10 protein-coding genes and 3 pseudogenes are annotated in these 14,396 nt (G+C 59.0%); 3 read left to right on the top strand and 10 right to left on the bottom strand.

Annotated elements, in window-relative coordinates:
• Window positions 1-86: 86 nt before the first annotated feature.
• The 5 genes and pseudogenes from HDG37_RS17525 to HDG37_RS17505 form a co-directional block, all read right to left on the bottom strand.
• Window positions 87-620, bottom strand: a pseudogene (locus HDG37_RS17525) (IS5 family transposase); the annotation flags it as partial.
• Between the two features lie 76 nt (window positions 621-696).
• Complete coding sequence (locus HDG37_RS17520; protein WP_184049754.1) at window positions 697-1,173, bottom strand: DUF3237 domain-containing protein; 477 nt, start codon at window positions 1,171-1,173, stop codon at window positions 697-699.
• Between the two features lie 134 nt (window positions 1,174-1,307).
• Complete coding sequence (locus tag HDG37_RS17515) at window positions 1,308-1,598, bottom strand: DUF1330 domain-containing protein (protein WP_184049752.1); 291 nt, start codon at window positions 1,596-1,598, stop codon at window positions 1,308-1,310.
• A gap of 70 nt (window positions 1,599-1,668) precedes the next feature.
• Window positions 1,669-3,225 carry a carotenoid oxygenase family protein gene (locus tag HDG37_RS17510; protein ID WP_184049749.1) on the bottom strand — a complete coding sequence of 519 codons (1,557 nt, stop codon included), beginning with the start codon at window positions 3,223-3,225 and terminating at the stop codon, window positions 1,669-1,671.
• Window positions 3,226-3,467: 242 nt separating this feature from the next.
• Window positions 3,468-4,913: an aldehyde dehydrogenase gene (locus HDG37_RS17505; RefSeq protein ID WP_184049793.1), complete on the bottom strand. Its 1,446-nt coding sequence runs from the start codon at window positions 4,911-4,913 to the stop codon at window positions 3,468-3,470.
• A 295-nt stretch (window positions 4,914-5,208) separates the two neighbouring features.
• Here HDG37_RS17505 and HDG37_RS17500 point away from each other — a divergent pair, with 295 nt between their 5' ends.
• Window positions 5,209-7,056 carry a sigma-54-dependent Fis family transcriptional regulator gene (locus HDG37_RS17500; RefSeq protein ID WP_184049747.1) on the top strand — a complete coding sequence of 616 codons (1,848 nt, stop codon included), beginning with the start codon at window positions 5,209-5,211 and terminating at the stop codon, window positions 7,054-7,056.
• A gap of 49 nt (window positions 7,057-7,105) precedes the next feature.
• Here HDG37_RS17500 and HDG37_RS17495 read toward each other — a convergent pair whose 3' ends face one another.
• The 4 genes and pseudogenes from HDG37_RS17495 to HDG37_RS39345 all read right to left on the bottom strand — a co-directional run.
• Window positions 7,106-8,263 (bottom strand): OmpP1/FadL family transporter, encoded by a 1,158-nt coding sequence (locus HDG37_RS17495; protein WP_184049745.1) that lies wholly within the window; start codon window positions 8,261-8,263, stop codon window positions 7,106-7,108.
• A 958-nt stretch (window positions 8,264-9,221) separates the two neighbouring features.
• Window positions 9,222-9,443, bottom strand: a complete 222-nt coding sequence (locus HDG37_RS17490; protein ID WP_184049743.1) for a hypothetical protein — start codon at window positions 9,441-9,443, stop codon at window positions 9,222-9,224.
• 542 nt (window positions 9,444-9,985) lie between these two features.
• Complete coding sequence (locus tag HDG37_RS17485; RefSeq protein WP_260334902.1) at window positions 9,986-10,639, bottom strand: substrate-binding domain-containing protein; 654 nt, start codon at window positions 10,637-10,639, stop codon at window positions 9,986-9,988.
• A 143-nt stretch (window positions 10,640-10,782) separates the two neighbouring features.
• Window positions 10,783-10,863 (bottom strand): annotated as a pseudogene (locus tag HDG37_RS39345) (hypothetical protein); the annotation flags it as partial.
• A gap of 123 nt (window positions 10,864-10,986) precedes the next feature.
• Between HDG37_RS39345 and HDG37_RS17480 the strand changes: the two are divergent.
• Together HDG37_RS17480 and HDG37_RS17475 are read left to right on the top strand one after the other, a co-directional pair.
• On the top strand, window positions 10,987-12,279 hold the full coding sequence (locus tag HDG37_RS17480; protein ID WP_184049741.1) for an MFS transporter: 1,293 nt from the start codon (window positions 10,987-10,989) through the stop codon (window positions 12,277-12,279).
• Complete coding sequence (locus HDG37_RS17475) at window positions 12,279-13,409, top strand: FAD-binding oxidoreductase (protein ID WP_184049791.1); 1,131 nt, start codon at window positions 12,279-12,281, stop codon at window positions 13,407-13,409. The genes HDG37_RS17480 and HDG37_RS17475 overlap by 1 nt, the downstream gene beginning before the upstream one ends.
• 277 nt (window positions 13,410-13,686) lie before the next feature.
• Here the strand turns inward: HDG37_RS17475 and HDG37_RS17470 are convergent.
• Window positions 13,687-14,391 (bottom strand): annotated as a pseudogene (locus tag HDG37_RS17470) (c-type cytochrome); the annotation flags it as partial.
• Window positions 14,392-14,396: the final 5 nt, after the last annotated feature.

Here is a 14,396-nt window from a genome sequence, read left to right as displayed (position 1 = left end):
AGTCTGCTCCTGCAAGCCAACTCCGGAAGGCCTTCTTCCATCTTCAGTACAGCATCCCAAGCTTGCGCTCAGGTTCGTGACACACACCACTGCTGCCCTTTACGCGTCTGATGCATTTCAGGGTCCCGTGCCTTCTCCCTGTTCTTCGTCGAAGAAGGCGCGCCGATCAGCGTGGCATCCACAATCGTGCCGCTCCTGAGCTTCGCTCCGCGTGCCTGCAACACCCGGCCCACCTCGGCGAAGACTCGCTCGCCCAGCCCGTGCTCTTCCAGCAGGCGCCGGAACTTGAGCAGCGTCGTCGCGTCCGGAACCGTCTCACTGCCCAGGTCAATGCCCACAAAACTGCGCAGACTGAGGCTGTCGTACAGCGCCTCTTCGCACGCAAGGTCGGCGAGATTGAACCAGTGCTGCACAAAATGAATCCGCAACATGCGCTCCAGTGCGATAGGCGGGCGACCGTTGCCGCGTTTCGGGTAATACGGCTCGACGACCCCGCACAGTTCCGCCCACGGCACGAGCCGGTTCATTTCATCGAGAAACACCTCGCGTCGCGTAGGTTTGCGCTGTGCTCCGAATCCCGAGCATTGATCGACGGCCATCGCCAGTGTCAGTTGCTTCATTGTTTTTGCTTTTACCGTTGCATGTCCACGCTATAACGCATGACAGTCATGAATGGTGGACTTGATCAGCATTGCCTTAGCGTACTTCGTAGACGTGGAACCGCGCAACCAGTCCATCCGGCGGCAGCAGATCGCCAACAAACAGGCTGCGTTGTAACCACTGGTATTTCGGCTCGGCGGTTTCGAAGCGAGGGGCGGAGCGGAAATACCAGGCATCCAGCCTGGTTGCCTGGCCGGTCACAAGTTTCATTATCACTTCCGGGCTCGCAGTGGTCAGCCCCTCGTTGACAATGTAGATCAACGCCCCGTCGTCGGTCTCGAGCGTATACCTCGCTTGGATTTCGGTGACGCCGTCGACGCGTGCGACGTTCCAGTCAGCGCCACCTGGCAGGACCCGGCCGCGTAGACGCTCTCCCTCAAAGTGACCGCCTGCGATGGGTACCACCTGGCGGAAACCGTATTTTGTGGGACCAATGATCTTTGGCGGTTCGAGATCCACGTGAACGAACAAGGCGTGGGCCAGTTGCAGTGGCGTCGGTGCGGGGTAGTTCATGGTGTTGCTGTCTCCTGTAATTTCGAAATGGCCGGTCCGGTAGATGACTGAGATGTGGTCAGTACACGAAGCCGCAATGGTTCGTCCTGGGTGAGAACCACAGGCGTGCCGGCAAGCGATGATGAACCAGAGGTCTAGACGGTCTTTGCAAATAGAAGCAGATTCAAGGCGGCACCGGATTGTCGCAGCTTGATCATCGGTGCATATTCCGGATCGTTATACCAGGCGTGCGCCTGCGCTTCAGTCGGAAATTCCAATACGACAATCGCGTCCGGGCGATCCCTGCCCTCAAGCAACTGGATTTGCTTCTCAAGCGCAAGGTATTTGCCGCCGTGCTTCGCAATCAGCGCGGAGGTTTTTGGGCCGTATTCGCGTTCCCAGGCCGAGTCATGGATTTCGACGGTTCCAACTACCATTACTGCCATCTAATTACTCCTTCATCGTGCGTTATGGTTTCCGTCCCCGCCGCATGAGGACGGAAGCGCCCAGCCCGTATCACTTCGCGGGACGCACTGGCCCTGCTTGCTGTGCAGTCTGCAGGCCCAGCGGTATCCACGTTCCGTGAAAAGCGAAGCGCGGATGATAGGGGAGGCTCATCGTTGCGAGCGGTCCCTTGCCAATGTCTAAAGCATCCAGCACGATGAATTCGGAGCCCTGGCCGTCTTGTACATTGAGACACATCACGATATAGCCATCGCCCTCGGGCGCAGCAGGATGGCGAGGTACAAACAACGGCTCGGATCCCGCTCGACCCTCGCCGTACCAATACTGCTGTACTTCTCCGCTGCTGAAGTCATAGTGTTCCAGCACGTTGCAGTCCATGATCACATACGGATCTCCGTACGTGGAGCGCGAGAGATCACGCACATTGGCCCACCCGTGGCGAAGCTTTTTCGTCTCGTAGCGTGGATCGTAGCGTGGCGCTTCGGCGAACTTACCCTTCTGGTGAGTGATTTCCTCGAATGCGGTTTCCGGACCGTCGAGATTAACGATCCATTCGACGAGTCGCGTGGTCGGCGCGGGCATCGCGGCAGCGGCGCCTGGGGTCGGGGAAATGTCGCCATCAGCGTAGATGCCCCCCGCCACTGCTTTCGTCGTCTGGACGGACATGTCAGCCAATACGGGAAATGGCATTGGGAATTCCGGCTCCATTACGAAAGCTTTCATGTGCAAACGTCGGCCCTCTTCCCAGGCAGTATAGAAATGGTAGCCGAAGCGCCCCGGCCCGCTGAACCATTGGATGTCGCTTGCACTGCCTTTACGCGGAAGGACCCCGATCCACGTCGGTAATTCCGGATCCCACCAGTAGTAAGGCTCGCCTGCCTTGACTTTCTCCGTCAGCGTCACGGCCGGGAAGACAGGGAAAATCGCGTAATTTTCGGTGATGAAGAAATCATGCATGAAGCTCGCAAAAGGTGCTTCAAACCAGACCTCGTGATTTACATTGCCGTCGCGATCAATCGAGTAATACGCGATATCGCGCGTACCCGGTCCCTTGGCCTGAAATCCGAAGAAGATCGCTTCACCCGTTAGCGGATCAACCTTGGGATGCGCGGTGATGTGCGGACTTTTAATCGCACCGTCCGCAGTCCAGCGCCCCCGAGTCTCAAGCGTGTCTGGATCGCACTCGTAGGGTCGTGAATCCTCTTTGAGCGCCAGTAGCCGCCCCGCGTGAAACAGAGGCGTAGTATTCGCGGTGCCACGATCCATCCCGGTCACGCTGGGGTCGTCTGTCCACGGATTACGGTACTGGCCGAACAGCGAACGGCCTGCGCGAGTCTCCGCCTTGAAGCGGTCTGTCTGCACATAGCGACTGCGATAAGACGCGCCGCCATTCTCCAGCCGTAGCGCGCTTAGCATGCCGTCCCCGTGAACATAGATATCGTCGCCCAACATCGGGGGGAAACGCGGATCCGGATGGCAGCGTACAAAGCTGCCGTTCAGATCCTTCGGAAGTTCGCCCTTGATCTCGAGAAAGTCGATGTTGGCTTCGATGCGCACGGAGCGACTGAGCCCCTGAAATGTTGGGCTATTGGGAAAGCTTTTCGACACATGTGTCTCCTTTCATGAAAAAAGTATTCTCGTTCGTTTCATCTCGGGCCGAGTGAGTCAAAATACAAAAAGATTCTCTTGAAGTTGAACCGATTGATCGTTCCACACGTCCCGTGAAACGCGCGGAATACGGTCGCTTATGCTCGTCGATGAACTCGACCGCGCCTCATCCGTGGATCGACTGCTGGCGCGACTTTATGAAGACGTCCCTCGTCAGCCGCGTGAGCATCTGTCGAATGCGGCTATATCGGATAGCGCCGCGGGCTCGTTTGAACGGTAAGCCATCGCACATCGGTGAACTCTGCTATCGCCTCCTTTCCGCCGAAGCGCCCATAGCCGGACGCCTTGACGCCGCCGAACGGCATCTGTGCTTCGTCGTGAACCGTAGAAGAGTTGATATGGCAGATTCCCGTATCGATGCGATCGGCGACAGCCAGTGCCCGACAGATGTCCCGACTGAAAACAGCAGCCGACAGGCCATATTCGGTATCGTTGGCAACACGGACGGCGTCGTCGTCGTTACTGACCCGCACTACAGTCGCCACTGGTCCGAATAGCTCCTCCGAATAAATCGGCATATCAGGCGTAACGCGATCGATCACCGTCGCCTGCATGAGCGCCCCGTCGTGTTCGCCACCTGCCGCAACCCGCGCGCCTCTATTCGTCGCATCACGAATCAGCCCGTCAATGCGCGCTGCCGCATCACGGCTGACCAGCGGCCCCATCAGCGCATCCGTTTTTCTCGGATCGCCGCACTTAACAGAACGCGCACGTGCGGCAAATTTTTCGACAAATTCATCGGCGATTGCCTCAGCCACGACAACACGCCCCGTCGACATGCAGATCTGCCCTTGATTCATGAATGCACCAAACGCCGCTGCGTCCACGGCGGCGTCGAGGTCTGCATCCTCGAGGACGACGAGAGGATTGTTTCCGCCGAGTTCAAGCAACGCCGGCTTCAACTGGCGAGCTGCAGTCTCTGCGACGATCCGCCCCACCCTTGTCGAGCCCGTGAAGTTGACACGGCGTACCGCGGGATGCTCGATCAACGTTTGGACGATCGCCGCAGCATCAGCGCGATCGTGGGAAATCACGTTGACGACACCGGGCGCGAAGCCAGCCTCCTGCATCACCCTCCCAATCAGCCGATGCGTAGCCGGACAGAGCTCGGACGCTTTCAGAATAATGGTGTTGCCGCAGGCCAGTGGCATCGCGATTGCCCGTACGCCGAGGATCACTGGCGCGTTCCACGGCGCGATTCCAAGTACAACACCGGCGGGCTTTCGCACCGCTACGGCGAAGTTCCCCGGGACGTTCGACGGGATGTGATCACCTCCAATCTGGGTGGTCATAGAGGCAGCCTCGCGCAGGTTGTCTGCGGCGACTCTGACATTGAATTCCGCCCATTGTGCGGTCGCTCCGGTCTCCGCCATCATGGTCGTGACGAAGTCCGGCATATGGCATATCAGGCAATCGGCAGCCGCAAGCAATTTGGCCCGGCGCTCCCCGGGCAACGTTGCTGCCCATAGCGGAAAAGCATGCGCGGCTGCATCAGCCGCGTCCCGGGCATGCTGTGCATCGGCGGCGGCGCTAACCGATACAACCTCGCCGCTTAGAGGCTGACAACGTTCAAACACGGAGAGCGTAAAGACATCCTCTCCATTGATTAACAAACTAACTTGCTCCATCCAGAACATCTCCTTCGGAATTGAAAGCGACAGGGCGGCGCCCTGCTGTCGGTGGTGGCTCGCGCCGCGCCGCTCAAAACCTATATTGCAAGTCACGTGCCAATCCTTCATTCAGGTCGCTGCCGTTCGGCTGAATCCCATCTGTCGCCGCGCAGCGAGGCTCTACGAATGACCTACCCGGCACAGAAGTCGAAGTCGGATACTGAAAATTCAGCATTTGGTGGATTCAGATTCATCATTTGCAGTATCCTTTGCCACTTGACAGATGAACATCACCCGGCGACAGGAAGCACAAATGAGCACACGAAAACGCCCCCCGGTGGCGCGCCGCGACGGGCCACCCGCCGATGTGGAAACGGTGTCGTTAGCTGAGGCATCCCGGCTCACGGGCCGTATGCTCAGACGCGGGGCGTCAACTTCTCCTCAGGAAGAAGGTCGCCCATCCCTGAAAGATCTCACCGAGTCTTTGCTTTTTTCGCCAGGTGATGGCCGCATCTGGCTCGACAAGCAGCGCATGGTGCTTCTTCACTCCAGCACGTTCGGCGCGATTCGTGCGGAACTCCTTCATGCGCTCGGAAAAGAGCAAGGCCGTCAGGCGCTCGAACGTGTCGGATACGCCCAAGGCAAGCGCGACGCCGAGCTTGTCATGGAGCGTTGGGCAGACGAAGACTCGCTTTCGCAATGGCAGGCGGGCCCCTCCATGCACACGCTGCAAGGATTTGCGCGTGTACGCACGTTGAACTACGAGTTTGACGTCGATGAAGGTGTCTTTCGTGGCGAATACCAATGGCACGACAGCGTTGAGGCGGAAGAGCACATTGCGAAATATGGACTCTCCGACGGGCCCGTGTGCTGGATGTTGACCGCGTATGTAAGCGGGTACGCGAGCACGATGCTCGGCTTCCCGATTGTCTGTCGCGAACGCGAGTGTCGCGGAACAGGCCATGCCAGTTGCGAACTCGTTGCAAAGCCCGCCCACGAATGGGAATCTGAGGCGCCCGGCTTCGCAGCATTCGTCTTCCCGGAACAGACCAGCTCGAACGGTCGAGCCCCATCGGTATGCAATGCCCCAGTTTCCAGAAGCGAACAGCGTGACCCAGTCATTGACCTGTCTGCGCCATTCATTGCCGCCCGTCAGCAACTGGAACTGGTTGCCCCGACGCAAGCCACAGTTTTGTTACGTGGTGAGAGCGGAGTGGGTAAGGAGTTGTTCGCAAAGACGTTGCATGAACTGAGCGCCCGTTGTGATGGCCCGTTTATCGCCGTCAATTGTGCGGCGATCCCTGACAACCTCGTGGAAGCGGAACTGTTCGGCGTGGAACGCGGCGCTTATACGGGCGCGACGAATTCGAGGCCTGGTCGCTTTGAGCGCGCCCAGGGCGGCACCATATTCCTCGACGAGATCGCATCGATGACCGCTTCAGCGCAAGGGAAACTGTTGCGAGCACTTCAGGAGCGGGAAATTGAGCGGGTAGGCGGCACAAAGAGTATTCATACCGATGTGCGGGTGGTGGCTGCGACGAATCTGGACCTCTGGCAGGAGGTCGAAGCCCAACGCTTCCGGCGCGACCTCTTCTTCCGGCTTAACGTGTTTCCGATAGATATCCCATCACTGTGCGAGCGCCGCGACGATATCCCCTTTCTGGTGGAACATTTTCTCCGCGGATACAGCCAGTTACATAAGAAGCAGATTCGCGGTCTGACTGGACGCGCCATGCAGACTCTGCTCGCCTACAACTACCCCGGCAACGTGCGAGAACTGCAAAATCTCATTGAGCGCGGCGTCATCTGCGCGCGCGACGGTGGTCTGATCGATTCAGCCCAGATATTCCGCCATGGAGAGGCGTCGCCAGGCGGCAGCTTCATCCTTGGCACTCAGGGGCGGCTTCGTTCGGCAGCCCCGACAAAGTTGGATACGGGCGGCCGAGAATTACGGCAGATGAAGTCGGCAACGAAAGATCATGTCGAAGGCGTCCAGTCGCTTGTCGAAATGGAACGTCGACTATGTGTGGAAGCACTCGATCTGGCCAATCAGAACGTCGCTGCGGCCGCGAGAAAGTTGGGGCTAACTCGGCCAACTCTTGAGTACAGGCTGCGGAAATGGGGAATACTGCCGCAGCCTCGACGGGCGAAGGACGCATGACCTGCCAGCCGGTTCAGCTATGCTGCCAGCAGCGCAGCACAGTCGGGAGTCAGAACTTCCGTTGGTATCCGACCACAAACGCCTGCACGTGACCGGATATCGAAGAACCCGTACTCACGCCGGTGCCAATCAAGGTCTTTCGGGGATCGTACTCATATGCGAAACTGAGTTTGCCAATGCCCCTCCAGTTGTACGCGGCGCCGACCGTCAAAGCAAGCGTGTTGATCCCAGGCGTATAGACGTTTCGCGCAACTGCGTCGCTCGGCACCACCTCCGAAGCGTGGCTAATCCCAGCCCGCATCGTCAGCGAGGGGGTCATGTCATACGAGGCGCCTGCGCGGAACACGTTCTGGTTCTTCCAGCCAAAGAGCGTGGCAAAACCACCTGATCGACCCCATCGAATCTGCTCCCAATCAGCGGCCAAGGTCAGTTTTGGCAATGGATGAAGTGCCACACCAATCCCGAAACTCTCTGGGAGATCAATGTGGCCGTCGATGCTGGAAAGGAGATCATCCTTGTATCCCTGCAGTCGCCCCATATGTGTTTTAGACTGATATTGTGCTCCCAGCGATAGAAGCTCGGAAACTTTCCACATGACCCCCACAGACGCACCGAGCCCCAACGCCTGGGAAAGCCCGTGAGACGGCAGCAAAACGGGTGAGCCAGTTGGTCCAGGAAGGATGCTACCGTTGCTCTCGAAACGCTGATAGCCAAGGACCAGCCCAACGCCAAGTGCGAAGTTGTCAACCGGTTGGTAGGTGAGGGAGTGGACAAGTCGTGCCCAACCCAGGGAACTTTCGGCATGCGGAGCGTCTTCAATCGGAAACGCCGCTGTGTCGTAATTAACGCCAGCGCCGCCCGCGCTCGCCGAAATACCGAATGTCCACTGGGGCGAAAAGCGGTAGTGCACGCCGAAGTTCGGCACGACCGTCATAATGCTTTGGCGTATCGCGTTGCTGGGCAGCAGATAGGTTGCCGAGGAGTTGCCGGCAAATAACGCCGCGTCGATGTCGATTAGATTCCCTAGAAATGCCATGCCTGCAGGATTGCTAGAACCAACAAGCGTATCTTGCGGGTTGGCAATGGATGTTCCGCCCATCGCTAGCGAGGCTGTGCCATACCCAGTCATGTCGGCCCCATTGATGCAGTACGCCGAAGCCGCATGCATGCCAAGTCCTGCAAGCACAATCTGCTTTTTCCAGTTCAATTTTTGTCTCCAGATTTAATAGTTGCTTCGTCGCTCTCAGATAGCTTTGCGATCTATTCGCCGATGGCTCGTGTGAACACAGCGGCACTTACTACTCGGTATATTTTTTTACCATTAAGGCAAGTCGCATGCCAGCTGGGTAATTCCGTTGAGCGAGAATCCGTCGCGTCGTTGTCGGTGGACGTTGGAGCCAGATCTATTCAGGGGGACTTTATTGATTTCACTGGCAACGCTAGAGGCGTTATGTCATGAAATAATGAGTTATCAAGGCGCGCCGCATAGCTACCAATTCATCATTTAATGAAGAGGGATATACTCCCATGTGACAGGATCGGGTTCGGGAGAAGCGCAGACGGGTGTTATTTCTGGACTATCACTGTGTAAAGTCAGGCGACATGGACAGTCCATGGGGATCGCGAAGATTGGTCGGTTTGAATTGATACTGGCGAAGCAGCGATATCGCTGAGTTGCCACCATCAGGTTGACTCAGATTGTACGAGAGGGAAGATAGTCGAGCGACTCCATCAGCCGATGGTGATCTCACCAGGCGCGCCCCATTTAGGCGTCGCCAGTCAGTCAGGCCGCTTCATATGCTATCGCGCGGCGCACCGCCGACAGCTTCGCCCCGTAACAACCACTGATCGTCTCAGCCAGGGCATTTTTTAACGATCTGACCTGTTATTGTGCGGACCGCGCGTTCCCGGACTCTTATCCGGGCGTTTTCCTGTTGCGCCCCGATTTTCCCCGCTCTGTGCAGATGGGTTTTCTCGGACGCGGAAACGCATTTTCTGGGCGTCGATGCTGCAGACGCACAGCGCTCGGCGGCAAGTCCATCGTATACGCCTGGCCAACTCCGACCCGGTCTCCTGGAGCAACGTGATAACGATGCGCAGCGCGGGCATCACCGCCCCTTCACGCGAACTTGCCAGCGTCACGACACGAGTGATATTCGGTCGTATTATCCGGGCAGCGCCCAGGCGCCCCGCACGGACGTCTGGCGCGATCGTCCCGGACCCAGCAACGCATATGCGCGTCCGCTCGCCGCCAGTTCACGCTGCACTGTCAGCGAATCCGCCTCGATAATCGTACGCAATATAGTGCCCGCGTGTCGCGCCTCGTTGTCGAGCATGGCCCGGAGGCGGTTCGGACGGCCTTGGAGCGCGACGTTGGTGGTCTGCATAGTGGGCACCAGCGCTCACAAACGGACCGAGTTCGCGAAGCTCGGGGCAGCAATTCACGGGCGGTCATCTGCCCTCACGCAGGCACGTTCCATCCGCCCTCAGAATCCGCAGTTGGTCGGCACTGCATTGAGGAGCGAAAGCGGGTCGACTTCTGCGGACAGAGCATCCGGCGGCACTCGGGCCACGAGTTGTGACGTTCCCCTCATGGACGACCGTCATCTGAACGGTCCAAAATTCAATGAATTCATTTTCGGGCTAGCACCTCGCAGCTGGCGTCGGAGGGGCCGACAGAGACCAGGCTTCGCTTTAATTTCGAACGATCAACTCTAAAACGCTTTTGCACAGTGGTCGTTGCTGCACATGCGGTGAAGCGGCTGTCACCACAGAATCACCATCGGCAAGACACTCGCGTGGGATAGGCATTTTGGTGACAAATGCGCGAACCGACTCCAAGCCGCGAATCCCAATGATCCTTCGTGTTTTTTGGCGGTCTGTCCGGAAGAGCACTGATCGATCGACGGGCCTCGCGCGCTGGCTACAGCTATGTGTCCCGGCGCAGCGTTTCCAGCGCGGCGTCGATCAGTCGCTGTTGTCGCTCTTCCGCTGCGTTGTCGTCCTTGCGCGCGATCTTGTAGAGCGTCAGTGGCGCGGGCGCATCGAGCGCGATGCGGTGAATGGTGCAGCCGGTCTGCTCCCGCAGCGACTTTGCGAGAAAGCTTGCGACAATTGCCCATGCGCCATTGCGCAGGATCGGTGCGAGCATGTGCCCCTTGTCGACTGTTGTTGTGAGCCGGGACAAGCTGCGACGCGCACGCCACAAATCGAACGTGGATGACCACGGCAAATAGATTTCGCGCGACGGATCGAAGTCCGTCAGATCGACTTCGTCCGCGAGTGGGTTCTCCGTCGCGCCGGCGTAGGCGATAACCATCGAATATTCGCGAATCGGCGCCGACGTCAGATCGACATGATCAGTAGAGGTAAGCGTAAACGCGACGTCCAGATGGCCCGACGCTACGCGACTGAAGAGCTGGAAGTAGCGGCTGGTTTCCAGATGCAGCCGGATGGGTGGCTGCTCGTCCGACAGCGCCGAGAGGAACGGCGGCAACAGGTGGATGGCCGCGGCGTCCACTGCGCCGATCGCCAGATGCCGCTCATGGCTCGCCTTGAGCTGCTCGGCTTCGATTTCGAGCATTTTCCAGCGTTCGGCGATATCGAGAAAGCGCTCGCCTTCGGTCGTGAGTGAGATGCCGCGCGAGCCGCGAGAGCGCAGCAGAAGGGATGCCCGATGCGCCGCTCAAGCGACTGGATGCGGTATGACACGGTCGACTGCGTCGCACAGACGATCTCCGCCGCCTGCAGAAGGCTTCCCGAGCGCACGACTGCCAGGAACGTGTTGATCTCCTCGCTGAACAACATATTCAATCCTTCGATATTGGGTCAATAAAGATTGCCATTGACCGATATTTTGTGCGTCCCTAGCCTACACCCAAGTCGAATAAAAAGCTTCCCTCCTTCAACGGTTCGTCCATCGGAGTTTCCATGGCTAACACGCGTGTCAGCATCGACGATCTTCCAACCAGCCGCTTCCATAAGCGAATTGCTTTCGTCGCCGCGGGCGGCCCCTTCTGCGACGGGTATCTGCTCGGCATCATCGTCGTGGCGCTGCCACTCATCGGGAAGGATCTGCATCTCGGTGCGCTGCAGATGGGGCTGATCGGCGCCGCGAGTCTGGTCGGCATGTTCATCGGCGGCATTGTGTTCGGCCCTATGTCGGATCGCTTTGGCCGTCAGTCGATGTATGTGCTCAATCTAGCAGTGTTTGTGCTGTGCTCGATTGCGCATCTTTTCGTTCACGACGTCGTGGCGCTCTTCGTGCTGCGCCTCACGATGCTGTTTCTGTGGGTCGGCTATACGATCAGTCTCGCGACCGGTCTCTTCGTGAGCGGCATGGAGAGCGGCGTGTGGCGTTACGTTCTCGCAAGCGCCGCGATTCCCTCGGCGATCTTTCTACTGTTGCGCATCAACGTTCCGGAGTCGCCGCGCTGGCTCATCTCGGCGGGCCGCAAGGAAGAGGCGCGCCGTGTTGTCATCGCGCATCTCGGCCCGCACGCCGACTTCGATGCGCTTGTCGCCGAGACGCGCATCGCCGCTGACCGGCGTGGCCTTGGTCTCTCCAGCATCCGGGAACTGATTGCGCGCGGCTATGGACGAATGCTGGTTTTCTGCTCGATCTTCTGGATGTGCCAGATCGCGCCTTCGTTCGCCATCAAGACGTTCCAGCCGCTGCTGCTTAAGTCGCTCGGCGTCACGCAGGCGCTCGCCGGCTCGCTGGTAATCATCGCCTTCGCGATCGTTGGCACAGCGCTCGGAATGTTAGTCATCAACAGGATGGGACGCCGGCCCCTACTCATCGTCTCCTCGGTGCTCGCGACGCTTGCGCTGCTCCTGCTCGCGACCCCCCTCTCTGGCATGGCGACGGTTGCGATCAGCCTGTTCGTGCTCTTCACGATTGCGGAAGCGGCGGGTTCGGGACTGCAGTTTGTCTACCCGAACGAGGTGTTCCCGACCGATCTACGCGCGACCGGCATGGGTCTCGCCATGTCCGTAAGCCGTATCGGTGCCGCCGCCGGAACCTTCCTTCTGCCGATGACGCTCGCCCGTTTCGGCAGCGCCCACGGTTTGCTGATCGCTGGCGCGATCAGCCTCGTCGGACTGCTCGTGTCGGTGCGTATGGCGCCCGAGACGCGTGGCCTGTCACTCGCGCAGTCTCATCGCGTCCAGGACGCTTCCAACACCACTACTCGCATCAACGAAAACGAGGCACGTACATGATCAAATCCGCACCCAAGGTAGTCATCGTCGGCGCAGGCATCATCGGCACCACGCTCGCTCACGACTTCGCCAGCCGCGGCGCGCGCGTGACCGTACTCGACAAAGACGAAGTGGCTCGAGGCGCGACATCCGGCGCCTTCGCATGGATCACGAACCAGACGAAATTCCGTAACGCGGACTCGCTCGGCGAAGAAGGCGCGCGCCACTACTTCAACCTGCATCGGCTGTCGCATCTGCGCTGGCGGTATCTGCAAGACGTAATCGCCGATCTGCCGATCCGCTGGAGCGGTTGCTTCCAGAGCGCGGAGCGGGACAGCAACGAGGCGAAGGAACTGGCCGCGGAACTCGACCGGCGTCTGCGCTGGGGCAGTCCGACATACCGGGTGAGCGCGGAAGAAGCGCGCGAAATCGAACCCGCCTTCAGGCCTGGAGCGGAGTCGTTCATCTTCTATACGCCGGACGAAGGGATGATGTCGCCAGTTCAGCTGACATCAAAGATGCTCAATGCCGCCGTCGCACGTGGCGCGCACTACTCGCCGCACGATGCGTATGAAGGCTTTCGCAAGATATCGGGCAGGTACGAGATCACTAGCACGACCGGCAAGCGTGAGGCGGATCTGCTGATCTTTGCGGGCGGCATCGCGAATCCAGACCTCGTCGAGGGCACGGGACTCAAGGCGCCGCTCACGCACAGCAAGGGCAGCATCGTTCATCTCGCGCCGTTGCCCCGTCTTTTCGATTCGGTGATTCTGGGCGCACATGTCCATGCGATTCAGCGCGTAGACGGTCGCGTGGTCATCGCGAAGCACTTCTCCGGCTCACCGGTGGGCGATCCGAACACGCCCAATGCGGAGGAGCTCGTACGCATCGCGGCACGCGTACTACCGGGATTGAAAGATGCGGCTGTCGAACGCGTTACCGAAACGCAGCGCGTGATCCCAGCCGACGGCCTGCCGGTCGTGAGCCGCTCCACATCGCTTCCAGGCGTCCTGTCGATTACGACAAACGCAGGCATCAGTCTCGCAGCAGGTCTTTCGCAGCTTATTACGACCGAGTTGCTCGACAACGTGCGCGTCGCGCTGTTAGACCCGTATCGCTCCGACCGTTTCGATCGGCAGCCCACCGTGTAATGCGCTGCGCGCTCGACTTCGCATGGGCGAGCTATTTTCCGCACTGTCGCGGTGCGGCAGCCAGGCGCGCCTCGCAGCGAACATGCATTTGTACTGGGTCGGCCCGGCATTGCATCGACATCAGCGCGGCGATACATTGGACAATGGGCCCGGCGAGAAGACAGGGTTGGCGCTGTTCGCCCTGGTGGTTCGGGAAGAGCCCGCTGTTCGGCATTTATTGCGCCTCGGCTACCGACACTGCGGACAATGGGAGCTAATCGGGGCGTCTGTCACTCGTCTACGGGCTCCCGAGCGTATGGCCATTCACCGTCTTGCCATACATCGAGTTGGGTGAGTCATGATACTTGGCGCGCGTGCCTTCAACCGAGCCGCTATACCGGGGATCTTGCGGCCGGTCATGGCTGTCCATGAACATCGCCACGTCCCATGCCTCCTGGTCAGTGAGTGTTCCGCCTAATCCAAGTGGCATGTTCGCCTTAATGAATCCGGCGGCGTTCTGCATCTCGTGCATGCCCGCTCCCCAATTGAATGAATGGGCGCCCCATAGGGGCGGGAATACAGTTTTTCCGCCGCTGGACTGACCTTGTCCGTCAGCGCCATGACATACCGCGCAGTGCTGTGCGTAGACTTGACTGCCCCGTTGGTAGTCTGGGTGCTGTGCGGCGGCTGCAAGCTTCGGATATCCGCGGCCCTGAAGCTTCTCACCGACAGGTGCGCCTTTGGAAAGCCAATACGCGTAAGTCTCGAGGGCGACCAGCACCGAGTCGCCAAAGGGGGGCGCTTTTCCATTCATACTGTATCGGAAGCAACCCTGCATGCGTTCAGCAAACGTATTGACGTGCCCGTTCTTGCTTCGGTAGGCCGGATAGGAGATGTAGGCGCCCCATAGTGGACCGGAGTCGGCTTTACGCCCGGCGTCCAGATGGCAACTGGCACAGTTAAGCGAGTTACCGACGTATTTGCCGGCGAATTCCTGTGTATGTGCAA

The organism is Paraburkholderia sp. MM5384-R2 (genome assembly GCF_014201025.1).
Taxonomy (GTDB): Bacteria; Pseudomonadota; Gammaproteobacteria; order Burkholderiales; family Burkholderiaceae; genus Paraburkholderia; species Paraburkholderia tuberum.
The sequence above is the reverse complement of the archived record's forward strand: the minus strand, read 5'-3'. Positions and strand labels throughout refer to the sequence as shown.

Excerpts from the sequence above, each read along its gene's own strand:
- HDG37_RS17485 (WP_260334902.1), bottom strand. The coding sequence starts at position 10,639 with ATGCTCGAAATCGAAGCCGAGCAGCTCAAGGCGAGCCATGAGCGGCAT.
- HDG37_RS17500 (WP_184049747.1), top strand. The coding sequence starts at position 5,209 with ATGAGCACACGAAAACGCCCCCCGGTGGCGCGCCGCGACGGGCCACCC.
- HDG37_RS17505 (WP_184049793.1), bottom strand. The coding sequence starts at position 4,913 with ATGGAGCAAGTTAGTTTGTTAATCAATGGAGAGGATGTCTTTACGCTC.
- HDG37_RS17515 (WP_184049752.1), bottom strand. The coding sequence starts at position 1,598 with ATGGCAGTAATGGTAGTTGGAACCGTCGAAATCCATGACTCGGCCTGG.
- HDG37_RS17480 (WP_184049741.1), top strand. The coding sequence starts at position 10,987 with ATGGCTAACACGCGTGTCAGCATCGACGATCTTCCAACCAGCCGCTTC.
- HDG37_RS17490 (WP_184049743.1), bottom strand. The coding sequence starts at position 9,443 with ATGCAGACCACCAACGTCGCGCTCCAAGGCCGTCCGAACCGCCTCCGG.
- HDG37_RS17520 (WP_184049754.1), bottom strand. The coding sequence starts at position 1,173 with ATGAACTACCCCGCACCGACGCCACTGCAACTGGCCCACGCCTTGTTC.